This window comes from Bacteroides sp. 1001302B_160321_D4, assembly GCF_015667765.1.
Lineage (GTDB): Bacteria > Bacteroidota > Bacteroidia > Bacteroidales > Bacteroidaceae > Bacteroides > Bacteroides xylanisolvens.
The window spans coordinates 29,497-53,974 of sequence record NZ_JADPLO010000036.1 but is presented as its reverse complement, the minus strand read 5'-3'; the positions used below and the strand labels follow the sequence as shown (position 1 = coordinate 53,974).

The following is a 24,478-nucleotide window of genomic DNA, read 5'->3' as shown; positions in this document are numbered from 1 at the left end:
CGACACTATTACATTAATAAAAAGTCTGTTCTTGTTCGGCAAGCAACTGCATACGATCCAAATCCGGACATTGCCAACGAACAAGAGGAGGCTTTCATGAAGGCTATGCGAAATGATGACTTTTCAATACCATTCTGGAACTGAAGATGAGAGGATATCAGCCATCGGAGAACACACTGAAAAGCCTCCAGCCGGATATATCCTCCACCACCTTCATCGCTGCTGTCAAAATCTTCCAAATGGAAGGGGTACTAAAAAGCCTTCAGGACATAAAGTCTGCGCAAAGCCCGATTACAAGCGGTAATAAACGTAACATGGAGCAAACAAATTTACTATTCAATTTTCAGTTTTTTTCTATTTCTATACTACTGTACGCCATAAAATAACGAAGAAACTTATTCCTATATCAATTCATAATCAATAACATACAATTCACCAAGAATATTAGGGAATGCTACAGTATCATATATCACCTGCCCTACTCCATTAAAATTACCCGGAGATATTACAGATGCTACAACACCATGATAAGCTGTGGGAGAAAAAGAAAGATCTGCTAATCCATTTATCCCAATAACATTTTTCTGTACACCAGCATTATTAACATTACAAAAAATTGCATAATGAATAGTTTGATGTAAATTTACAGCAGCATTAGGAAGATGCACAAAATATAATATATCTCCATTATTACATTTAGCTAAATCATGATAGGTATTTATTTTTTGTATCATACTTTCTAAAGAAGCTCCAAAAGGATTAACTGAAATTCTTTTTCCTGTTGCCTGTTCTATAATTCCTCTAACTAAATTAGCACACCCTCCACCATTTGTAGGTAAATTAACATTCAAATTCTGAGTATTAGTAATAAATTGTGTAATCAATTGTCTATCATTTATACTTATAGCCATATATTATAACTCATGTTCTCCTACTCTCTCAAAGGCTTTTCGGAACCTGCCTATAAAAACTGTCTCTGTAAGCTTACCCCACAAATCTACCCTATAATCCCCAAACCGCTATCATCCCTTTTCTGAATGCCATGGAATTTTTTCCGAATACATAAGTTAGAAGATGAAAAAAGATTGTATTCAAAGTTTTTGGTTCTTTTTTGAAAAAAGAACCGCTGGCCAAAAATCCAACGGTTACTTTACTTTCGGAAAAATATGCAATGAAGTTTATAGGCCGAATGAGGAACGCAGCTTCTTCATGGCATTCTCCACATCAAAGAAAGACACATCCATAAGATCTTCTCCCCATGCTTCCGGAAAGTCAAGAATGGAACGTCCGTTATTAAGAACCGCATCACGGATGGCTTTCATCACATTCTGCCGAGTCGGTTCCAGCTTGAAGAAAAGGCAATGCCTGACTGCCATTGTAAGGGTATCATCATCTATAAAGAAACAGATGGTGACGGTCATGTGTACCTGCGTCCGTTTCTCCAGTTTCTTCTTTTTAGTTTCCAGTTTGGCCAACCGGGAAACATAGAATGAAGGGATATGTTTCCCGGATTCAACGCAAGTCTTCATCGCTTCATGTATTTCAGCGATGCCGTCACGTATATCCGTCAAGTCGGTGCAGTTGGATGCAACCGTATAAGCCGATAACTTTTTCATCTCAAAAGCCGTTTTTATATGGCAAAAGCCCTGTTTGTGAAACTTATAATATATGAATCTCCTTATCACCTACCTTCTCGTCCGATACGACCAATACCTCGTACTTCATCCTCTTGTAATTATAGACTACGGCAAGCGTATTAAAGCCACCGTTATCATACCGCCTGTCATAAACGGTATGTACATACTCATACATCGCATTCCCCATCATGAACTTTACGGAAACATCCGTAAAGTAAAATGCCACCGCATAAGCCAGCGTTTTCTTTTTATCAACCTTTTTTGTTTTCATAACCATTTGTCCTTTATTGTTTTCTGATAAAATATTCAATGGCCGAATGAACCAATATATAATGTGTGGGTGTCTGCCTGCACTGTTCCGCATAAGGATTATAGAACTGGAGAGCCAGCGCATGGTATAATTCCGGCAATTCCCGCTTGATTCTCGCCGTAAGCAGCCGATAGGAGCATTTTCTACCGTACTTCATCAGCTCACGCCATTTGTCCTGTGTTATTTCCGTGCAATTCGTCTCGTAAACCATAACTTCCGTTTTTAAGTTCAATATTCCGGTTGGAAAGCGGAAAGGGGTTGTTCCCTCTCCGTTTATTCTCTAATCAATTCAGGCAAGCTTTTACCGTTATACCGGTTTTCAGTCCTTTATCCAGCTGCACGGTCAACCCACGAACATTCACCTCTTGAATTTGAGAAAGAAGCACATAACCCCATTCCCATTCTTGAATATGGCAATAACCGAAAAAAAGCCAGTCACCGTCTTCCTGCTGTTCGGCTTCCGTTACCAACCATACCACCGAAGAAAAAGGAAGGAAAAACCTTGCGATGACTTCCGCATTAAGCCCCTGCCCCTCTTTTGAGTACAAAGGGTTGGCTTCAAACACATTCTTTAGTTGTTCCGTCACTGTAATCATATGTCACATTTTTAAAGGGTTAAACTTCTAATTTTATGCTTCAGCTAGATTTAAAGACCTTTTTTTAAAACCCCTTTCCGGGATGACCTTTTCTTTCTGCCGACTTTTTTTTTGAGCTTTCATGCCCCATCTGAGTTTATAAGCCTTTTTTTTACGGCACACAACAAGAAGGAAGGAGGGATTGAGAAAAGTTTTGGACGACAAAAAATGTTGGGGACAGCGAAGCCGTCCGGCGTTATTTTTTTCGGTACAAAGGGCGAAGACCGGAACTCTTTCGTATCCATCCACCGAAATAAATTTGCCGTTCAAAAACAAAGGCTCTCAGACGGGGCTATGAAAAAACGTACATTAGGGGAGGCAGAAAACAAGGAAAAGGGCAGTACGGAAATAAAAGAAGAATAAAATCCAACATTATTCACATTGATATATAATAGCCAAGTATTTCGCCATATCAATATAAATCCAACTATAATCAAAATCAAACAGTTATCTAATTTATTGGTTATTAAACATATAATACGCCAAAACATTTATTTTGGAGAATATAATATTAATTAAACAAAAAAATGGCATCATTAAAAATAAAGTATCGACATTCCTCTATAGAAGGAAAAGCGGGAACATTGTTCTATCAAGTAATTCATAATCGTGTAGCAAGGCAGATAAATTCAGGATACAAGATTTATCCTGACGAGTGGGATATTTTCAATTCCCAAATAATCATACCAGCAAAGACAGGAGAAAACCGGCATCGGTATTTGGTTTCTTTAAAAAAATGTATTGAGGAAGACACCTCACGTCTAAAAGATATTATGATAAGATTTGAGAATCTTGGATACAAATATACGGCAGACGAAATCATTGAATATTATTCCGCTCCTCCTGTGAACGAGTACTTTGTGTCATTTTGTGAGAATCTCATTGAAGAATTGAGACAAATAGGTAAAATACGCACCACAGAAACTTATACCACTACGCTCAATAGCTTCAAGCGATTCATGAATTTCAGAAAGAAAGGCAGAGACATCCCTTTCGACAATATAGACTCCAACCTGATGATGGAATATGAACAATATCTAAAATCTAATGACATTTGTCCGAACAGTACTTCCTATTACATGAGAAACCTCAGAGCCATGTATAATCGTGCCGTAGAAAAAGAATTGGTTATACAGCGATATCCGTTTAAACATGTATATACGGGCATAGATAAAACTGTAAAACGGGCAGTTCCGGCCAAAATTATCCGACAGATACGCGATATGGATTTAAGTCACGACTCCTCTTTGGAATATGCAAGAGACCTATTTATGTTCAGTTTTTATACCCGAGGGATGTCATTTATAGACATGGCTTATCTAAAGAAAAGTAATTTGCAAAACGGTTTTTTATCATATCGCAGAAAAAAGACCAACCAACAGCTAGTAATCAAATGGGAAAAGCCCATGCAAGAAATCATAGATAAATACGATACCATAGGTTCTTCTTATCTATTGCCGATCATTCTCGACGCAAAAACGGATGAACGGAAACAATACAAGAATGCAGCCCAGCTGGTGAATTCAAAACTAAAGAAATTGGGAAAACAAATCGGCCTTCCTATTCCGCTGACGAGTTATGTGGCACGTCACGCCTGGGCTTCTATCGCCAGAAGCAAAAACATTCCGTTGGCTACCATCAGCGAAGCTATGGGACATGATTCAGAAAGCACTACACGGATTTATCTTGCATCGTTAGACACCTCCGTAGTGGATAAAGCGAACAGTATTATTTTAAATACACTTTAATTCACATTATAAAACAGTTTACGCCATAGGTTTCAGCATACGTGCCCAATCGGCCCGCTGTTATTCTATGGCAATTATTATTTTTATTTATCTGACAAAAAATAAGTTGGAATTATGTTATACAAATTGAAGTTTTCTTTCTGAGAGAAAGATTTGTAAATGCAAAAGTACAAAAGATAACACAAAAAACACTAAAAATCAGAAGAAAAATATTAGTCATACCATAAAAAATAAGAGGTATGATTAGAAAAAACTGATTATTTGTTGAGCAAATTGATTATACCAATCTTATAAATATTTGATATACATCAAAATACCAATCACCCCATTTCTCTCAGAAAGAGAAACACCGAAAATAGGAGAAATTTCCTATACGAATGCCATAGGAATATAATGAACAAGTATATACCCTATACTTTCAGTTGTATGACAAGATGGATTCAGAAAGGAAAAAGCCCCGTGAAAGTACAAAATTCTTGCTTGAAAAAGATTGAATAAATGACGGTTTTCTCCATAAGAGAAATGTTTTGAATATGCAAAAATACATAAATTATTGAACATAATAGCATAAAACAAAGAAAAACCTTAATAGCCACCTCGTTAAATGTCGTGGTTACATAACAAATGTTGAGTAAACTAGATTGTATTTACAGCGAATAATCCCTGTAAATCAATTATATATGTTAAATATTTATGTCCTCTATTTCTCTTATGGAGAAAAATAGGAATGCGGCAAGATAAAAGACGGCATGAATGGTTGATATGACAGCCAAAAAAGACATAAATTACTATAATACAGACCAATACATAAGTTGGGATGAACTATGGGTATATCTTGACCTGCCGTAATAACTAAAAAACACACGACGAATGAGTACTCCCATAACCACAAGGGAAGATCTAACTAGAATCCAATGGTTCGCCATGAGCGCTTATAAAAACGAGAAAAAGGCGGAAGAGATGCTCAAAGGCAAGGATGGTCTAGAGTATTTCATACCGAAACACTATGCCGTAAGGGTCTATCACGGAGTGAAATCCAAAAGGCTTGTACCAGTCATCCCGAATCTCGTCTTCGTGCATGCTTCCCGAAAACAGATCACGGATTTCAAAAAAAAATATAATTTCTTACAATTCATGATGTGGGAGAAAAGCACGGGACTGAAATATATCGTGGTGCCGGATAAGCAAATGGAGAGCTTTATCAAGATTGCCTCGCAGTATGAAGAAAACACTATTTATTATAAACCGGAAGAGATTGACATACGGAAAGGTACCCACATATGTATTTACGGTGGCAAGTTCAATGGAGTAAAGGGCGTATTCATGCGGGTGAAAGGAAAACGTCGCCGCCGGGTGGTTGTGATGCTTGAAGGGATTATGGGTATATCGGTAGAAGTTCATCCCGATTTGATTGAAGTCATCAATGATTCCGATTGTGACAAATTTTGAGAGATGACACAAAAAGGAGATGATGAAGTTCCCCTTCCTCGTGGCCTTACACAAATAAAATAATATTTGAATATATGTATTTTTGGATTGTAAATTGTTCACTGGCATTTTTGCTTTGTGTTCTCTGTGCGGGTATCGTCATTCCCCAGATTCTGCTAATCGCTTTCCGTAAGAAATTGTTCGACTTTCCCGATGAGCGGAAGGTACATCATTGTGCGGTGCCCCGATTGGGTGGTATCGCATTCAAGCCGGTAGTGTTTTTCACCATAGCCCTGTTGCTAGGAATCAATATGGTGCTGGGACATTCGGAGATATTGTCCGAAATCGGGAACGACGTGTGCTCTTTGGCTTTTGCTTTCTGCTCCATCATGGTACTATATCTGGTTGGCATGGCCGATGACCTGATCGGTATCCGTTATCGTGCCAAGTTTGTCATCCAGATTCTGTGCGGCGTGATGCTTATTGCCGGTGGGGTATATATCAACAACCTATACGGTGTTCTGGGCATCCATGCGGTGCCGTTATGGTTAGGATATCCCCTGACCATCCTGATCGTGGTCTTCATCATCAATGCCATCAACCTGATTGACGGCATTGACGGGCTGGCTTCCGGGCTATGCAGTATCGCCTGCCTATTTTATGGACTGACTTTCTTTATGCTCCATCAGTATGTTTATGCCATGCTGGCGTTTGCCACATTGGGAGTGTTGGTACCATTCTTCTATTACAATGTTTTCGGGAACGCCAAACACGGAAGGAAGATCTTCATGGGCGACACAGGCAGTTTGACCATCGGCATGATGCTCTGTTTCCTCAGTCTCAAACTGACCATGTGCGGACTAGACGATAATACAGGAAATGTACATCCGATGGTGCTGGCCTTCTCACCCTTGCTGGTTCCATGCTGTGACGTGGTCAGGGTTTACCTGCATCGGGTACGCAACGGAAAGAACCCGTTCCTGCCGGACAAGAACCATATCCACCATAAGCTGCTTGCTCTCGGAATAAAGCAGCGCAATACCATGATCATCATTGTTTCCGTGTCAACTATATTCATACTGCTCAATATTCTTCTGTCCCTTTATCTCAATGTGAACTGGATCGTTTTGGGTGATATATTGATATGGACTCTCGCCAACATCAGGCTGACAAAATCTATCGCACAACTTCAATCGGAACAGAAAACCAACAAATAAAAATCAATAAATATGAAAATCAGATACATTTTATCCTTATTAACCGTGGCCTTTCTATTGGGATCATGTGCCACACCGAAAGTCGCTTATTTCACGGACCTGAAACGGGGTACCGCAGAGCAAGTCTTGAACCCGCTGGAAATCCGGATACGTCCAGAAGACAAGATTTCCATACAGGTCAACAGCAAAGACCCCTTATTAATGAACCTTTTCAACCTTCCGATCATATCCCGACAGATTGGTACGACATCAGGTACATCCAATAGTCAGGGAATATCAGGATATACAATAAATAAGGATGGGGATATTGATTTTCCTGTGCTGGGACATATCCATGTGGCAGGAATGACACGCGCGGAGATCGCCTCGTATATAAAAGAGGAATTGGTTTCAAAGAATCTCGTGAAAGACCCCGTTGTTACAGTGGAGTTTATGAACCTGACCGTTTCAGTGTTGGGCGAGGTTGCCACCCCCGGACGTTTCAATATCGAAAAGGACAAGCTGACACTTTTGGAGGCCTTAAGCATGGCCGGGGACCTTACCGTCTATGGGAAACGGGAAAACGTGCTGGTACAACGGGAGGAAAACGGGAAAAAAACCCTGTATCAGGTCAACCTGAATTCGGGATATGACCTTTATGCCTCTCCTGTGTATTATTTGCAGCAGAACGATATCGTTTATGTGGAACCCAACTCAATGAAAGCACGGCAGGCGACCGTCAACGGCAATAACGTCCGCTCAGCCTCTTTCTGGATGTCATTGGCCTCGTTGCTGACGACCATTACCGTGTTGATTGTAAAATAATATAGAATCAGATATGATGACCGTAAATCAAAAGAATATAAAACCGGGGCAGCAGGATGATTTCCTGCGAATACAGGACCTGTTATACCTGTGCCTCGCAAGATGGAAGTGGTTCGTCTTGTCTTTAGCGGTAACGATCGGTGCCGCTACTGCCTATCTGTTACGCACTCCTGCCGTATATACACGTACCGCTTCGGTATTGATCAAAGAGGATTCCAAAGGCAAGTCGGTCTCCTCGGATTTGGAATCCTTCTCGGAGTTCGGGCTGTTTCAATCCGGTACAAATGTGAATAACGAACTCATCACCTTTCGATCACCGTCTTTAATGACCGAAGTGGTTAAACGGTTGCGTCTGGATATGAATTACTTCGTTCGGGGAAAATTCCACCGTCAGGTAGCCTATGGACTGACATTACCGGTGGATGTAACGATAAATGACTTGCCTGAGAATGAATCAGCCGGTTTTACGTTGGAAATACAGCCGGACGGTACGTTATACCTATCCGACTTTATACGTAACGGGACAGATCTTGAAGAAAAGGACGTAAAGGGAAGCTTGCTCGACTCCATCACTACGCCATTGGGAAAAATCATTATCCATACAACACCCAATTACGTGAAAGGCGAGGCATATACATTATATGTAGGCAAATCCAGTCTGTATAACGCCGTCAACTCCTGCTCGTCCAATCTGTCCGTTTCATTGAACAGCGAGAAAGCGTCAGTCATAGACTTGTCATTCAAGGATAACTCCACACAGCGGGCAGAAGATGTATTGAGCATGTTGATTTCCGTTTATAACGAGAATTGGGTGAAGGACAAAAACCAGATCGCTGTCAGCACCTCAATGTTCATCAACGAGCGTCTGGGCGTAATCGAACGGGAACTGGGAAATGTGGACGAGGATATCTCCTCTTACAAGTCAGAACATCTGTTGCCCGACGTGCAGGCGGCATCGAGTATGTATATGGCTCAAAGCAGTGCGGCCAACGCGCAGATCCTGTCCCTGAACAACCAGCTTTATATGACCCGTTACATCCGGAACTATTTAGCCAACGATGCCAACCGTACCCAACTGCTTCCGGCCAACTCCGGCATTGAAAGCGCCAATATTGAATCGCAGATTGCCGAATACAACAAGCAACTGTTGCAGCGCAACAGTCTGGTTGCGAACAGCAGCACGGAAAATCCGCTGGTCGTGGATATGGATCAGGCTCTGGCATCCATGCGTGGGGCGATAATCAGATCTATCGACAATCAGATAGTGACCTTGAATTCGCAGATAAAAAGTTTGCGGCAGACGGAGCAACAGACGACATCACGTATAGCGGCCAACCCAACACAGGCCAAGTACCTGCTTTCGGTGGAGCGCCAACAGAAGGTAAAGGAAGCTCTTTACCTATTCCTGTTGCAAAAGCGTGAAGAGAACGAACTCTCACAGGCGTTCACGGCTTATAATACCCGCATTGTTACCCCGCCACACGGCAGCATGTTGCCGACATCCCCTGTGCATAAAAATATCTTTATGGTCGCATTCGCTCTGGGGCTGCTCATTCCGATAGTCATTATCTTCATGCGCGAGAATATGAATACCCGTGTACGGGGAAGGAAAGACCTGGAAAACCTGACTATACCGTTCATCGGTGAAATTCCGCTGTTCACAAGAAAGAAAAAAGGGATATTAGGAAAGAAACCGCAGGAAGTCAAGGCCGTTATCGTCAAGGAGGGCAACCGTGACATCATCAACGAGGCATTCCGCGTATTGCGTACCAACCTGGAATTTATGACCGGCAAGGACAAGACTTCGAATGTCATCATCATGACCTCATTCAATCCGGGCAGCGGCAAATCGTTTCTGACCATGAACATCGCCGTGAGCCTTGCCATCAAAGGAAAAAAAGTGCTGGTAATCGACGGAGACCTGCGCCACGCCTCTGCATCATCCTATATCGACTCTCCTGACAAGGGATTGAGCGACTATCTGGGAGGTCGTATCGATAATCTGGATGAGATCATCGTACCCGATCCGAAACATAAATCTATGGATATACTACCCGTGGGAACGATTCCTCCTAACCCAACGGAATTATTGTTCGACGAGCGGTTAAAGCAGACAATCGATACTGTAAGGGAGCAATATGACTATGTGCTGATCGACTGTCCGCCCGTTGAACTGGTGGCCGACACGCAAATTATTGAGAAACTGGCCGACCGTACCGTTTTCGTAGTTCGTGCAGGATTACTTGAACGGAGTATGCTTGCTGAATTGGAGAAAATCTACGAGGAGAAAAAATACAAGAACATGTCCCTGATCTTGAACGGGACCGAGGGAAGTGGCGGTCGCTATGGATACCGTTATGGCTATCGATATGGTTATCACTACGGTTACGGCTCAGGATACCACTAAGGTTCCGACGGAAAACAGGGTGGGGATAAATGGATGATTATTAATTAAAAAAAATAAAATGTTTTATATAAAAATACTCGTATCATTGTGTGGCCATTCAGGAAACGTATATCGCTGAAAGATAGCGGTATATTCAAGAATTTTACCGACTGTCACTCGCACATTCTGCCGGGTGTGGACGACGGTGTGCAGACGATGGAAGAAGCATTGGAAATACTGCGCCTGTATGAAGAGTTGGGCATAAAATCCGTATGGCTTACACCGCATATCATGGAAGATATGCCCAACACCACACTGCACCTCCGGGAGCGTTACGCTGAACTTCAAGCCACCTATAGCGGTCCGATAAAACTGCATCTGGCCTCAGAGAACATGCTTGACAACCTCTTCGAGGAACGGTTGGAAAAGAACGATCTGCTGCCCTTGGGTGAAAGCGGTGACCATCTACTGGTGGAAACCTCCTACTTTAACCCTCCGATGGGATTGAACAACATTCTGCTCCGCATCAAGGCTAAAGGCTATTATCCCATTCTTGCCCATCCGGAACGGTATGTTTATATGGGTGAGTCGGATTATCAACAATTAAAAGACATGGGAGTGAAGTTTCAGTTCAATCTTCCGTCAATAGCGGGTATGTATGGCAACCGGATTAAGAAAAAAGCCATGCTGCTATTAAAAGAAAAGGCTATTACTCATATAGGAACGGACATTCACAATTACAATATATTTCAAAAGTTCATTTGTACGAGTATTACAAAAAATATACAAAACTGTTTAATTGATAGTCAGACTGTTATAGTTTAAATAGATTATAATTATCGGTTATTAAGACCTGTAGATTCTGTTTAACTTTTTCTCTCTAGGTGGATTTGCATAAAATACATACAAAAAAATCCAACAGGCTGGAATTCAATGGAAATTGTAACAATCGACTTGGAGCAGATACACACAATCTCTCTTTTATCCAAACCAGTCTTAAAATAAATCATTACACCCCTATCAAGCAATAGGCTTGCAACTTCAACATAAAACAACAATCCATATGTCATTAACAAAAGTTTTAGTTACTGGTGGAGCGGGATTCATCGGCTCCAATTTATGTGAGTATTTATTGGCTCACGACTATGATGTAATCTGTTTGGATAATTTTTCCACAGGTAAACCTGAAAACATTTTTCCATTTCTACAACGATATCCGAATAAGTTTAAACTTATCGTAGGAGATATACGGAATCTGAACGATTGTAAGAAAGCTGTAGAAAATGTAGATTACGTTATGCATGAAGGAGCATTAGGCTCAGTTCCACGTTCTATCAAAGATCCTATAACTACAAATGAAACTAATATATCGGGATTCTTAAATATGCTGACAGCCGCTCGCGATGCCAATGTAAAGCGTTTTATATATGCAGCAAGTTCTTCTACATATGGAGACAGTCAGTCTCTTCCCAAAGTAGAAGATGTGATTGGTAAACCGCTTTCGCCTTATGCCATAACAAAGTATGTAAACGAGCTTTACGCCGATGTGTTTGCCAAAACCTATGGAATGGAATGTATCGGCTTACGATATTTCAATGTTTTCGGTCGTCGTCAAGATCCATTCGGGGCATATGCTGCGGTGATTCCTTTGTTCGTTAAGAAATTCATGGCTCATGAGAGTCCTGTCATTAACGGAGATGGTGAATATAGCCGCGATTTTACTTATATAGACAATGTGATTCAAATGAACATGCTGGCTATGACCACGACAAATCCGAATGCAACCAACCAAGTATACAATACTGCTTTCGGAGAACGCACCACATTAAACCAGTTGGTCGGTTACTTGAAAGAATTTTTGAGTGAATTTGACCCCGAAATTGCCAACGTGAAAATAATTCATGGTCCCAACCGCTTGGGGGATATTCCCCATTCCTTGGCATGTATTGATAAAGCAAAATCCCTTTTAGGTTACAATCCTCAATACAGTATGCGTGACGGTTTGAAAGAGGCTGTCAAATGGTATTGGAAGAATATTTAAAGTAATAATAACAGATGAAATTATGAATGAAACTAAAATTTGCGTAATTGGTCTTGGTTACGTAGGGCTCCCTTTGGCTCGTCTTTTCTCGACAAAGTATAAAACGATAGGTTTTGACATGAACCAAGCTCGTGTGACTGCTTTGATGGCAGGTCATGATGCGACACTCGAAGTGTCAGATGAACTACTCCAATCTGCCCTTGCCAATGGTTTTAAGTGTACTGCCAATATAGAGGAAATCCGTGATTACAATTTTTATGTAGTTGCCGTTCCCACTCCGGTAGACAAAAACAACAATCCGGATTTGACTCCGCTTTACGGTGCCAGCACAACTGTTGGTAAGGTAATCTCCAAAGGGGATATTGTGGTGTATGAATCTACTGTTTATCCAGGTGTTACAGAAGACGAATGTATCCCGGTTGTGGAAAAAGTGTCCGGATTGAAATTTAATGAAGATTTCTTTGCTGGCTATAGCCCTGAACGTATAAATCCGGGAGATAAACTTCATACAGTAGAAAAAATCAAAAAGGTTACTTCCGGTTCTACGCCTGAAATAGGTAAGAAAGTAAATGAGGTATATGCTTCTGTAATTACCGCCGGTACACATCTCGCTCCTACGATGAAAGTAGCGGAAGCAGCCAAAGTAATAGAAAACTCACAGCGTGATATCAATATCGCATTTGTGAATGAGCTATCCAAGATATTTACTAAAATGGGCATTGATACACAGGATGTACTGGAAGCAGCTTCTACCAAATGGAATTTCCTGCCATTTAAGCCTGGGCTGGTTGGAGGCCATTGCATTGGAGTTGATCCGTATTATTTGGCTCAATGTGCACAACGTCACGGTTATAATCCTGAGATAATCTTAGCCGGTCGCCGAATGAACGACGGTATGGGGGAATATGTGGCCAACCAAGTTGCGAAATTGATGCTGAAGAAAGGAATACAGGTGCTCAACTCTCATATCCTCATATTAGGGTTTACTTTTAAAGAAAACTGTCCTGATGTGCGGAACACAAAGGTTATAGATATTTACAATGCTTTGCGAGAGTATAACGTACATATCACCGTATATGATCCTTGGGCCAATCCTGATATAGTTATGCGAGAATATGGAATCTCGGTAACGAACCAACATCCTTTGGATAAGAAATTCGATGCGGCAATTATAGCTGTAGCACACGAACAGTTTATAGGCTTTGATGTAAAAACGTTACTAAATGCTCAACACGTCATATTCGATGTTAAAGCTATCTTTGAAAAAAACGTTGTAGATGGTAGACTCTAATCGGATTGTCTCCTTTGACATATTGAAAGGGGGAGGAATTTTATTGGTCATCCTTGGTCATATACAAATCCCTTACATGTTGAAAACCGTTATTTACAGTTTTCACATGCCCCTTTTCTTTTTTGTGTCAGGCTGTTTCTTTCGTCCAATCAGTTTGAGAGAGTTTTTTGCAAAAAAGACCAGACAATTACTGATTCCTTGGGCCTTTTTTGCCTTTTTGTTGTTCGCATATTTGTTCGTTTTGAAACTTAACGAAACTCATAATTGGGCAAAAGCGATCTCGCTCCCTGTAACGAGTATGTTTGATGGTTTTCTCGGTGATGAAAACTCTTTTATTTTATTTCATGTAATTTGGTTTTTAATTTGTTTGTTCGAGGTTTCATTCGTTTATTTATTGATACATAAAATCACCCCTACAATAAAGCATTAACAATCAGCGCATTATGTATATTATTATATGGAGTAGGATATTGGTTAAATGCTAATAACATTGATTTGCCATATTTTATTGACACAACAATGTCTACCTTGATTTATTACCATCTTGGTTTTTGCTTCATGCGGAACAAATGGTACGGCATGAAGGTTTCACCGATATACTCATTATTCTTGCTTATTATCGCCATTGTTTTCATCGTTCTATTTCCCTCTTACGTTGACTTAAAATCAAACAATTTTCCATTGCATCTATTGTTGCTTTCAATGGTTTTTATTATGAATTTTTATTGGTTTATCAATTCATATTTTAATTCGAGAAAGCTGAAACTTATTCCATTGGATAAAATATTGATTTGGTGTGGAATTAACAGTTTGGCATTATTGGGGCTACATATATTATTTGTAGATACATTCTGGATCGTGCGCAATAAGTTACATCTTGTAAACTACAGTTGGACCATATTGGAATTTGCACTCATTGTTGCAATATGCTATTTTGCGACAACCTTAATAAAAAGATACATTCCGTCTGTATTAGGAAGATCATAAGCTTGCTATGAATAAGACATCGTCCGTAAATAATAAAAAAATATTCAAGAATACAGTGGCACTTTATGCACGTATGTTGCTGTCCATGATTGTATCACTATATACATCACGGATCGTGTTAAATGCACTTGGTGTAGATGATTATGGCATTTATGGACTTGTCGGCGGTATTGTTGTCCTATTTAGCTTTTTGAATGTAACGATGAGTGGAGCGACTTCACGCTTTCTTACAGTCGAACTTGCCAAAAATGACCCTCGACAACTCCAACAAACATTCAATACAGCCTTTATATTACATATAGGAATTGCAATTATAGTCTTGTTTTTGGCTGAAACGGTCGGACTTTGGCTGTTATTCGAAAAATTGAACATTCCAGATGAGAGAATGAGTGCAGCTGTTTGGGTGTATCAATTTTCAATAATTTCCTCAATGGTCAGCATCACTCAAGTTCCATACAATGCGACTCTTATTTCGCACGAAAAAATGGACGTGTATGCTATTGTGGAAATTGTTGGATCACTGTTGAAGTTGCTGATCGCTACACTTCTACTTATTACAGTATGTGATAAGCTCATTTTATATGGAGGACTTATGCTCTTATCTTCATTCTTGATTGCAATGACATATCGCATTTATTGCATTAGGCATTATGACGAATGCCGGATTAATTGGGAATGGAATAAGGTTATCGGCCGTTCTCTGTTTAGCTTTTCAGGATGGAATCTTTATTCCAATATTTGCTTTACTACTCGTCAACAGGGAACAAATATGTTGCTTAATATATTTGGCAGTACAGCTGTTAATGCCGCAGCCGGATTGGCAACAACTGTGCAACTGATGATTGAACAAGTATCAACCAATTTGGTAATGGCTTCGAGGCCGCAAATTATAAAGCAATACGCATTGACCGATTTCAATGCCATGATACAATTACTAAAGCAAACTACTTGTTTGGCAAATGTGTTATATCTGTTGGTTGCTATTCCTTTTATCTCTGAAATACATTATGTAATGAATTTATGGCTCGTGGAAGTTCCTCCATATACAATTGAATTCTGTATTTTATTGATAGTCTCAAGCTTCATATCATTGAATAATAATATTATATATATTGGAATACAAGCTGTCGGACGTTTGAAATTTTATTCATTTATGGCGGGGACAGTATCATTATCAGTCATTCCGATACTTTGGTTATTGTTTAGTAAAGGTATCGGCTTGACTTGGGCTTTTGGATTGCCTATAGTGAGCACATTATTGATTTATATCGTTTGCTCATATACACTCCATCATTATGTTGAAGATTTCAAACCGATACGTTTTTTCTTCACAACGATGGTAGTGAATCTTTTCATAAGTATTCCTTCTTTTACCGCAATCCTACTCATACAACATATCTTGGTTGAGTCCTTTACAAGAGTGATTATCGTGGCTCTTAGTTCTTCAATAATATTGGTTGTTCTGTCCTATTATGTGCTATTAGACAAAGAAAATAAGAAAAAAGTAAAAGCATTGATTTTAAACAAATTAAAACGATGAATAAAAACATACTTATAATTACTCCTTTTTTTCCGCCACAGACTCATGCTGCGGTATTTAGGGCATTTAAACTTGTAAAATATCTTAAACGTACAGGTTGGAATCCGATAGTACTGACGGTTAATCGTAATTATCTATATTTAGAAGATCCTGATTTGTTGGACGAAGTCCAAGACGTGCCTATTTATCAAGCCAATTATATAGAACCGACATTGCGCGGCCTTAGAATGTTGCTTGGAGGAGAAGATACTTCACTCAAAGCCATTACAGCCAAAGCAAAAACTATTGGTGCACAGTCAAAAAGCACGGATACAGTCACCTCTAACAAGCAATCTTTATTCGGTAAGTTTTATAAATATATACTAGACCGATGGATTCAAGTTCCCGACCGCTTTAGATTCTGGGAAAGAAGTGCCGTGAGGATGGGACGAAAAATAATTAAAGAACATGATATATCTATCATATATACCACTTGCCTGCCTTTTACCTCAAATAGAATCGGTATGCGACTTAAACATCTAACCGGAGTAAAATGGGTTGCTGATTTCAGGGATCCTACCACATACGCTAAGCGAATGTATTCTGATTATTTTCCTGTTTTTGCCAAGCAAAAGAAAATTGAACAAGATACTTTTAAATACGCTGATGCTATTACTGGTCTGTCGGGAGCATACCTGAATATATTTAATGATTTATATGAGGGACGATACTCAAATAAATCATATTTTATTCCAACTGGAGTAGATGATGATTATTTGCCTTCTTTTCAAAATAGAGAAAAAGAGAATTATATAATATTCGTGGGTGAATACCTCCATGAATATAAAGATAATTTCTTGAAAATATTTGCCGAAGCTGTCAATTCTAAGGAATTAAAAGGCAAGGGTTGCACCCTTAAAATTGTGGGTAATAAGAATATCAATCAAAAACAAACGGAAGAATTTGTCAATGATTTGGGAATCTGTAACAACGTGGAATATATCAATCATGTACCGCAGCGTAAATTGTATGAATTGATAGTTAATGCAAAAGCAGCAGTACTTATTCCCGGACACACGGCTTTATGGTGGACTAATTTCGCAAAAATGGTCGATTATATCGCATTACAAGTGCCTGTATTAGCAATGGTGCCCATGACTAGCGAAGCACGAACCGAATTGATAAAAGCAGGCATAGGTATTTTTATAGATACTCCTCAGCAAGGTGTTACTGTCATCAAACAAGTATTTAGCGAAAAATTTCCAATGACGGCAAACAAAGAATATTGCCGCCGTTACTTGGCATCGCAACAAACAAAATCTTTCATTGATATTTTCCAAAAAATACAATAGAGATGCATATAGCGTTTTTAACTACAGAATATCCGATATTGGGTATGAAATGTGGCGGAATCGGAATTTTTATCAAACATTTGTCTCATCTTATCGTTAAGAGTGAGACTGGTGTGAAGGTATCAGTTGTGTATTGGGGCAATAAGTTTACAGAAACTGTGTGGGACGATGGTATATCTGTGATACCTATAAACCAGCCTCATAAGTCTCCATTTTCTTCTTTTATCAATAGAAGGTATCTAAATAAAAAGTTAAATCTATTAGTGGCAAAGATTGGCATCGACCTCGTTGAATCTATCGACTGGGAGGGACCTTTGGCTTTTTGTAGTTTATCTGTACCAGTAGTTACAAGATTACATGGTTCAAATGTGTATTTCGATCATTTGTCTGGAAACAAAACTCCATGGAACGTACGGCTTATGGAATATAATGCTTTGCGTAATTCTGATGCCTATATAGGAGTTAGCCGACAGGCTCTCGACCTGACGGATAAATTATTCAGTCTGTCTTCGAATAAGAGAAAATGTGTAATATATAATCCTGTGGATATAAACATGCCCCCTCTTTCATCTAGTGACATGAACAAAAATACAATAACGATACTTTATTGGGGGACAATTGTTGAGAAAAAGGGGGTACTTGATTTGCCTCTTATTTTCAACAGGATATGCGAGCAAAACGACAATGTCAAACTCATTCTCATCGGACAGGATGCAGTAGTGAATGGTTCTTCGACATGGGAAAAATGCAAATCTCTCTTTTCAAAGCAATCGATCGGTTGTGTATCGTATTTAGGTCGCTTACCTTATGACAAGACTATGTCATACGCTAACAGTGCCGATATTTGCATATTTCCAAGCCATGCAGAAACTTTCGGTTTGGTCTTACTGGAGGCAATGTTACTGCGGAAGGCAATTGTTTGTTCCGATATCGATTGTTTTCAAGAGATTATAGGAGACAGTAACTGTGTTTGCAAATGCAGGGTGAAACGTATCGATGAATTTGCAGAGGCTTTGCAACGGCTAATCTCGAATCCCATTTATAGGTGTGAACAAGCCGACAGGGCTTATCTAAATGCAACTGCTAGATTCAACACCAACGAGATAGTGGCACAAAACATCGAATTTTACAATCGAGTTATAAGAGATAGCTCCAAACATCATGTAGAAGAATCCTAACTCAACTGCTTTATTAGAAAATTTAAACGGACTTTTTATTTATAAAATCACATATTCATACGAAGGGGAGTTAAGGCTTTTTTTGTATTGCCATCTTGAAGAAAGTCAAACATTTCAGTACAACTACGTAAAATATAGAAATGCTTCATTATAGTGAAATTTCTGATAGAGTATAATTCCTAAACGAAGTGATTAATTTCTTAACTCTTGATTCATATTATTCATAAACGCCTTATGCAAAAAGGGATAAGCATTATTTTGCCCACACTTAATCGGGCTGATTATCTGGCAAGTACAGTTGATTGCTTAATAGAGCAAGATTTTGGGGAGCCGTATGAAATAATTATTGTAGACCAATCGGCAGCCATTGACAGTACTATGTATAGTCGTGCAAAAGATAGTGATACATTGATTAAGTACTATCATGTGACTGAATTTAGAGGGCTACCTGAAGCTCGTAATTTCGGTGTGCAACACACACAATACGCCTACATCCTATTTCTAGATGATGATATCGAGTGTGACTGCAACCTGCTCAAAGAGCATTACAAGTTCTTGTCACAACCTGATATCGCAGTAGTGGCAGGGGGAATTACAGAAAAATATAAGAATAATCCCAAATCGAAAAATGTAGGCAAGTTCCATTTCTATACGGCAACTCCAGAACGGGGATTCCACATTAATCATAAAGAATATGTAGATCATGGCGGAGGTGGAAATTATAGCATAAAAAAAGACATATTTTTAGAAGTTGGTGGTGTTGATGAATATTTGAATTATGGAGCTGCTCTATATGAAGAAACCGAAATATGTTTACGAGTAAAGGAACTTGGATACAAAGTTTTTTTTAATTATGATGCTCATGTATGGCACTTGGCTGCTGATACAGGCGGTTGCAGGGTTCTGGATATCAATCGCTATATTGCTTCATTAGTACATAACCGGGCTTTATTGATTAGCCGTCATCTCAAATGGTATCATAGGCCGACTGCTTACATCTATTTGTTGCGTCTTGTTGCATCATACGCTTTTACTTACCGCAATCCCGGACTGTTTAGACTTTTTGCAAAAACTTATAAAGAAGGTTATAAAAAAGGAAAACTAACTCCTAAATATACTCATTATGCAAACATCTAACAAACACATTTTTATTGTAACCTATGATTATCCACCAAGTAATGGTGGTATTGCAAGGCTTTGTTTTGAACTGAAAAAATATTTAGAGAAAAAAGGACTGAATGTTACAGTCATTTGTCCCCAAAGTACTTCTACCGATGCAGAGGAGGATAATAATGTGGTGAGATTGCATGGAAGAAGAGGAATATTGGAGTTGCGTACATTGAAGTATTTACGCAAAAAAACTGTTCCCGGTGATATTGTAATTACCGGGAATTATCATCCAGAGGGAATGCTGTCTCTATTGTCAAACAGAGAAACCTATATATTGGCACATGGAGCCGAATATCTTGCCGGAAAGAGTTTTTTCCGACGCTGTATTTGGCCTACTTATCGACGTTTTATACTAAGAAACGCCTCTTGCGTGATTGCTAACAGTCATTATACAGAGACATTAGTAAAACATTGTTCTCCAAATGCTAAAACAATCGCTATTCCGTTAGCGGTTGATGCAATTCATTTTCGCCCTACTTGTGAAAAATATAAGGATGGCTTGCTACACCTCTGTTCTATTTCTCGATTGGAAAAATTTAAAGGACATGATTTTATTATCCGGACGATAGCTTCTTTACCGGCAAAGTATAAGCAACAAGTGCGATTGCATCTCGGAGGTAAAGGAAAATATAAGAGTGCACTTGAGCGGATGGTTACCGATTTAGGATTGTCAGATATTGTATCATTTGAAGGTTTCATTGATGATAATAAACTTTGCGATTTCTATTCAGCCTCGCATATATTCATTCTCTGTACACGTGAAGAAGCGGATAATAGGAATGTAGAAGGATACGGGCTTGTTTTTGCCGAAGCGCAAGCTTGTGGAACCGCCGTTATAGGTACTCGTACAGGTGGCATTCCCGATGCTGTCGAGGAGAATAATGGCGGTTGGTTGATACATCAGGACGCCCACGAAGAATTGGAGAATTTACTCATTAAGTTAATCGACGATAAATCTCTTGCTATAAATGAAGGTCGTAATGCACGTCGGCGCATAGAAGCTAAAATTACGTGGGAACATTATGTGGACCAAATTTGTGATGTCATTTTATGAGTATTAGTCTATATATAGCCTTATATTACAACTTGTTGCTGCTATTAGTTGTTTACATCGCTATTCAACCGGTCAGGGCAGAAACAGTAAGACAGCCTTATATCAACAACCAGATATTTAGCCTTGCTTTACTCTTGATTGTATATGTTCATGTAACTTTCCGACCGACCGATTATCACTACTTTGGAGATACTTCAGCTTATGCCATGGCTTTCCAAAAGAAAGCCTTCTATGGTACGGTTGCTATAAGAGATAGAGATATTGGTTTTGAGTATCTTACCTATTGGCTTTCACAACTCGTCAATTTAAAAGGGTATTGGTTTGTTCTTTGCTCATTATATATATTGCCTGTTTTCTTTGCTTTAAAGAAACGATTCAAACAACAATATGCTGTAGCACTAGTGTTGTTCGTTTGTTCTTTGAGTTTTTGGGGATACGGAGTAAATGGACTGCGTAACGGAATAGCTACATCGTTAGTTATCTTCTCTTTTCTTGTTCCAAACAACGATATTAAACGAATTCCTGTTTGGATTATAGCATGTCTTTTCCATCAATCCGTCATGTTGCCAATTGGCTGTTTCTTGCTGACCCGACTTTCAAATAATCCCAAACACTACTTATACTTATGGGGAACGTTTTTCCTGCTTATGCTTGTTGCACGTGATTCTTTCTCCACTTTGTTGACAAACATTCCTTGGTTTGAACAGGATAAAAGGATGTCTGAATATTTGAATATGTCTTATAAAGGCATGGAGCAAATGTTCTCTAATATTGGATTTCGCTGGGACTTCATTATTTATAGTTTGATACCCATTATCGCAGGAGTGAAATATATCTATACATATTGCTACGAAGACAAATTGTTTATCCGTTTATTTAATACTTATATAGCAAGTAATGCGTTCTGGCTATTGACCATTCATGTACCGTATAATAACAGATTTGCTTATCTATCTTGGTTTCTTTATCCTATAGTATTGATATATCCCTTGCTAAAAGATAACTTAATAAATAACCAGGGAGAACGAATAAAATGGATTATTCTATGTTATTATATGTTCACTTATGTAATGTGGATAAAATAAAATACAAAACAATAGAAAAAGATTTTTATGAAAGATTTAGTTACTGTATTTACACCGGTATATAATAGGAAGAATTTAATTGGAAATCTATATCAGAGTTTGTTGTCTCAAACCTATAAAAATTTTGAATGGATTATTGTTGACGATGGGAGCACTGATGATATTGATGAAATTATAAAATCTTATCAAAATGAAGATCGTATATTAATTCGTTTCATCAAACAAGAGAATGGTGGAAAACATAGAGCAATCAACAATGGCGTATTACATGCAAAAGGAGAATTATTTTATATTGTAGATAGTGATGACTATTTAACAAAAGACTCTATAGAACGAATAGTTTTTCATTATCAATATATAAAGAATAATGATAAATTTGCTGGAGTTTGTGGTATGAAATGCTTTCCAGATGGTTCTCGTATAGGGAAAGAGGTTACATGGAAAATTTTAAAAGATTCTTGGATTAACTATTGGATTATAAAAAATATAAAAGGGGATGTTGCGTTTGTTTTTAAAACATCAGTCCTGAGAAATTATTTATTTGACGATATACCCGGAGAAAAATTTTGTGCAGAAAGTTTGGTTCTAAACCGTATTGGAAAAAATTACCTTATGTTATTTTTTAATGAAAAAATATACATCGCAGAGTATTTATCAGACGGTTTATCTGTTTCATCAATCAAAAACAGAATGAATTCACCTAATTATGCCATGAGAATTTATTCAGAAATGGCATCACTAGATATTCCATATTTAAAAAAAATAAAAGCTCATATAAATTACTGGCGTTTTGCTCCTTGCTCTAAATTGAAAATGAAAAATAAAATAAAACAAATAGGAATTTCTAGTTATATTATTTTTATGCCTATTGGCTATTTGTTTCATATGAAAGATAAAAAAAACAATTATATAGATATTAGACATGTCGGATCTAAGCGGTAGAACTTTATTTAAACGGATTAAACCATTAATTAAGGTATTCGTTATAGTAGATTCATATCTTCCTAGGAAACTTAATAATTTTTTATTTGTAAGTTTAAGAGGTATTGGAGGAAAAGTTGGTATTGTGATTAGATACATATTGGTGAAAAATCTAGCAAAAAAATGCGGTGATAATGTTGTAATTAAAGAAAATGTATATATATCTAACATAGAGAAACTAGAACTGGGAGATAATATCAGTATTCATCCGATGTGTTATTTTGAATGTAGCGGAGGATTGATGATCGGAAATAATGTGTCTATTGCCCATTCAAGTTCAATACTAACAAGTACTCACACTTATTCTGATTTTAATTTACCTATTAAATATAATGAAATCCTAAAAAAAACGGTAGTTATCCATGATGATGTATGGATTGGTTGTGGAGTGAGGATTTTATGTGGAGTTCACATTGATACAAGATGTATAATAGGCGCAAATAGTTTGGTTAATAAAAGTGTTGACTCATTCTCTATTTATGGGGGAGTTCCTGCAAAAAAAATAAAATCTTTTCAATGAAAAAAAAGAAATTATTCAAAATAACAAATTCAGCTTATTTTCAAGTCCGGCAACTTCAAGGTCAATTGAATTATTTTTCCGCATATTTCGATGTCATTGCCGTTGCCCCTAAAGGAGAAGGTTGGGAGGAATTACAGAAGCAACAGGCACGTTGTATTCCGGTAAAAATGTCAAGAGCCATAAATCCGATTTTCGATTTAATAACTCTTTTCCAATTGGTAAAACTTTTTATCAAAGAGAAGCCGACTATTGTTCACTCGCACACCCCCAAAGCTGGTCTTTTGGGTATGTTAGCAGCATGGATAGCACGTGTGCCGATCCGTATGCACACGGTAACAGGCTTCCCATTGACGACGGCTACGGGCATAAAAAAACAAATTCTTCGTTTTACGGAACGGTTAACTTACGCTTGTGCCACAAATGTATATCCCAATTCACAAAAGATGTGTGATATTATTTGTTCAATGGGGATCGGCAATCCTAAAAAAATGCTTGTTATCGGTAATGGTGGTTCAAATGGAATTGATACGGCATTCTATTCGCGAAATGCTACACAAGATATTAAGATTTCAACTTTCGATTTCACGTTTGGTTTTGTAGGTCGTATATTTTATGAGAAAGGAATCAATGAATTAGTAGCTTCTTTTATTCGATTACAGAAAGATTATCCTAACATAGGATTACGTTTAATCGGCTTTATGGAAGAAAACCTTTATCCGGTTGATGATTGGGTAAAACAAGAGATTAGCACAAATTCTCACATTGAGTTTGTCGGCTTTCAACAAGATGTTCGTCCCTATCTAATGGGGTGTGAGGCTTTTGTTTTTCCCTCCTATCGTGAAGGTTTCCCTAATGTTGTCATGCAAGCTGGGGCCTTGGAATTACCACAAATCGTTACAGATATCAATGGTTGTAATGAAATAATTGTTCAAAACAAAAATGGAATAATTGTTCCACCACAAGACGAACACGCATTGTATAAAGCCATGAAATATTTTTTGGATAATCCTAATGAGGTAAAAAGAATGGCAAAGAATGCAAGGGCAATGATTACATCACGTTACGAACGCAATAAATTTTGGAAATTGATGCTTGAAGAATACTATCGGCAAATTAAAAATCGAATTAAATAACA

The 24,478-nt window shown here is 38.4% G+C and carries 24 protein-coding genes; 18 read left to right on the top strand and 6 right to left on the bottom strand.

The features are described from left to right. Positions 1–8 precede the first annotated feature (8 nt). The 6 genes from KFO40_RS14730 to KFO40_RS14705 form a co-directional block, all read right to left on the bottom strand. The gene (locus KFO40_RS14730; RefSeq protein ID WP_176702577.1) at positions 9–239 is read right to left on the bottom strand and encodes a hypothetical protein; all 231 of its coding nucleotides are present in this window, start codon (positions 237–239) and stop codon (positions 9–11) included. A 162-nt stretch (positions 240–401) separates the two neighbouring features. Next, entirely contained in the window at positions 402–911 is a 510-nt protein-coding gene (locus KFO40_RS14725; protein WP_007569216.1) for a hypothetical protein, read from the bottom strand. Between the two features lie 267 nt (positions 912–1,178). Further along, complete coding sequence (locus KFO40_RS14720) at positions 1,179–1,616, bottom strand: hypothetical protein (RefSeq protein ID WP_211146505.1); 438 nt, start codon at positions 1,614–1,616, stop codon at positions 1,179–1,181. A 43-nt stretch (positions 1,617–1,659) separates the two neighbouring features. Further along, on the bottom strand, positions 1,660–1,908 hold the full coding sequence (locus KFO40_RS14715; RefSeq protein ID WP_005868823.1) for a hypothetical protein: 249 nt from the start codon (positions 1,906–1,908) through the stop codon (positions 1,660–1,662). Positions 1,909–1,921: 13 nt separating this feature from the next. Then, positions 1,922–2,158, bottom strand: coding sequence for a hypothetical protein (locus tag KFO40_RS14710; protein WP_005868824.1), 237 nt, complete (start codon positions 2,156–2,158; stop codon positions 1,922–1,924). A 73-nt stretch (positions 2,159–2,231) separates the two neighbouring features. Further along, positions 2,232–2,543: a DUF2958 domain-containing protein gene (locus KFO40_RS14705; RefSeq protein ID WP_005868826.1), complete on the bottom strand. Its 312-nt coding sequence runs from the start codon at positions 2,541–2,543 to the stop codon at positions 2,232–2,234. A 566-nt stretch (positions 2,544–3,109) separates the two neighbouring features. Between KFO40_RS14705 and KFO40_RS14700 the strand changes: the two genes are divergently transcribed. The 18 genes from KFO40_RS14700 (at position 3,110) to KFO40_RS14615 (ending at position 24,476) form a co-directional block, all read left to right on the top strand. Further along, on the top strand, positions 3,110–4,330 hold the full coding sequence (locus tag KFO40_RS14700) for a tyrosine-type recombinase/integrase (protein ID WP_005868829.1): 1,221 nt from the start codon (positions 3,110–3,112) through the stop codon (positions 4,328–4,330). Between the two features lie 870 nt (positions 4,331–5,200). Continuing rightward, positions 5,201–5,779: a UpxY family transcription antiterminator gene (locus KFO40_RS14695; protein WP_005868833.1), complete on the top strand. Its 579-nt coding sequence runs from the start codon at positions 5,201–5,203 to the stop codon at positions 5,777–5,779. A 74-nt stretch (positions 5,780–5,853) separates the two neighbouring features. After that, a complete protein-coding gene (locus tag KFO40_RS14690; protein ID WP_005868835.1) occupies positions 5,854–6,975 on the top strand; it encodes an MraY family glycosyltransferase in 1,122 nt (373 codons plus the stop codon). Between the two features lie 12 nt (positions 6,976–6,987). Further along, entirely contained in the window at positions 6,988–7,779 is a 792-nt protein-coding gene (locus tag KFO40_RS14685) for a polysaccharide biosynthesis/export family protein (protein ID WP_005868837.1), read from the top strand. 16 nt (positions 7,780–7,795) lie between these two features. After that, complete coding sequence (locus tag KFO40_RS14680) at positions 7,796–10,186, top strand: GumC family protein (protein WP_008782414.1); 2,391 nt, start codon at positions 7,796–7,798, stop codon at positions 10,184–10,186. A gap of 87 nt (positions 10,187–10,273) precedes the next feature. Beyond that, positions 10,274–10,990, top strand: coding sequence for a tyrosine-protein phosphatase (locus KFO40_RS14675; protein WP_005868841.1), 717 nt, complete (start codon positions 10,274–10,276; stop codon positions 10,988–10,990). 238 nt (positions 10,991–11,228) lie between these two features. Further along, positions 11,229–12,206: an SDR family oxidoreductase gene (locus tag KFO40_RS14670; RefSeq protein WP_005868843.1), complete on the top strand. Its 978-nt coding sequence runs from the start codon at positions 11,229–11,231 to the stop codon at positions 12,204–12,206. Positions 12,207–12,228: 22 nt separating this feature from the next. Then, positions 12,229–13,497, top strand: a complete 1,269-nt coding sequence (locus KFO40_RS14665; RefSeq protein WP_005868845.1) for a nucleotide sugar dehydrogenase — start codon at positions 12,229–12,231, stop codon at positions 13,495–13,497. Further along, positions 13,484–13,927, top strand: coding sequence for an acyltransferase family protein (locus KFO40_RS14660; RefSeq protein ID WP_005868848.1), 444 nt, complete (start codon positions 13,484–13,486; stop codon positions 13,925–13,927). The genes KFO40_RS14665 and KFO40_RS14660 overlap by 14 nt, the downstream gene beginning before the upstream one ends. 564 nt (positions 13,928–14,491) lie before the next feature. Continuing rightward, positions 14,492–16,024 (top strand): lipopolysaccharide biosynthesis protein, encoded by a 1,533-nt coding sequence (locus tag KFO40_RS14655; RefSeq protein ID WP_005868853.1) that lies wholly within the window; start codon positions 14,492–14,494, stop codon positions 16,022–16,024. Then, positions 16,021–17,355: a glycosyltransferase gene (locus KFO40_RS14650; RefSeq protein WP_005868855.1), complete on the top strand. Its 1,335-nt coding sequence runs from the start codon at positions 16,021–16,023 to the stop codon at positions 17,353–17,355. Before KFO40_RS14655 ends, KFO40_RS14650 begins: the two co-directional genes overlap by 4 nt. Positions 17,356–17,357: 2 nt before the next feature. After that, positions 17,358–18,533, top strand: a complete 1,176-nt coding sequence (locus KFO40_RS14645; protein WP_005868857.1) for a glycosyltransferase family 4 protein — start codon at positions 17,358–17,360, stop codon at positions 18,531–18,533. A 234-nt stretch (positions 18,534–18,767) separates the two neighbouring features. After that, positions 18,768–19,670, top strand: a complete 903-nt coding sequence (locus KFO40_RS14640; RefSeq protein WP_005868858.1) for a glycosyltransferase family 2 protein — start codon at positions 18,768–18,770, stop codon at positions 19,668–19,670. Then, entirely contained in the window at positions 19,657–20,757 is a 1,101-nt protein-coding gene (locus KFO40_RS14635) for a glycosyltransferase family 4 protein (RefSeq protein ID WP_005868860.1), read from the top strand. Before KFO40_RS14640 ends, KFO40_RS14635 begins: the two co-directional genes overlap by 14 nt. Next, on the top strand, positions 20,754–21,842 hold the full coding sequence (locus tag KFO40_RS14630; protein ID WP_005868861.1) for an EpsG family protein: 1,089 nt from the start codon (positions 20,754–20,756) through the stop codon (positions 21,840–21,842). The genes KFO40_RS14635 and KFO40_RS14630 overlap by 4 nt, the downstream gene beginning before the upstream one ends. A 27-nt stretch (positions 21,843–21,869) precedes the next feature. Continuing rightward, entirely contained in the window at positions 21,870–22,784 is a 915-nt protein-coding gene (locus KFO40_RS14625; RefSeq protein ID WP_005868862.1) for a glycosyltransferase family 2 protein, read from the top strand. Next, positions 22,765–23,343, top strand: a complete 579-nt coding sequence (locus tag KFO40_RS14620) for an acyltransferase (RefSeq protein WP_005868863.1) — start codon at positions 22,765–22,767, stop codon at positions 23,341–23,343. The genes KFO40_RS14625 and KFO40_RS14620 overlap by 20 nt, the downstream gene beginning before the upstream one ends. Further along, the gene (locus tag KFO40_RS14615) at positions 23,340–24,476 is read left to right on the top strand and encodes a glycosyltransferase family 4 protein (RefSeq protein ID WP_005868864.1); all 1,137 of its coding nucleotides are present in this window, start codon (positions 23,340–23,342) and stop codon (positions 24,474–24,476) included. Before KFO40_RS14620 ends, KFO40_RS14615 begins: the two co-directional genes overlap by 4 nt. Positions 24,477–24,478: the final 2 nt, after the last annotated feature.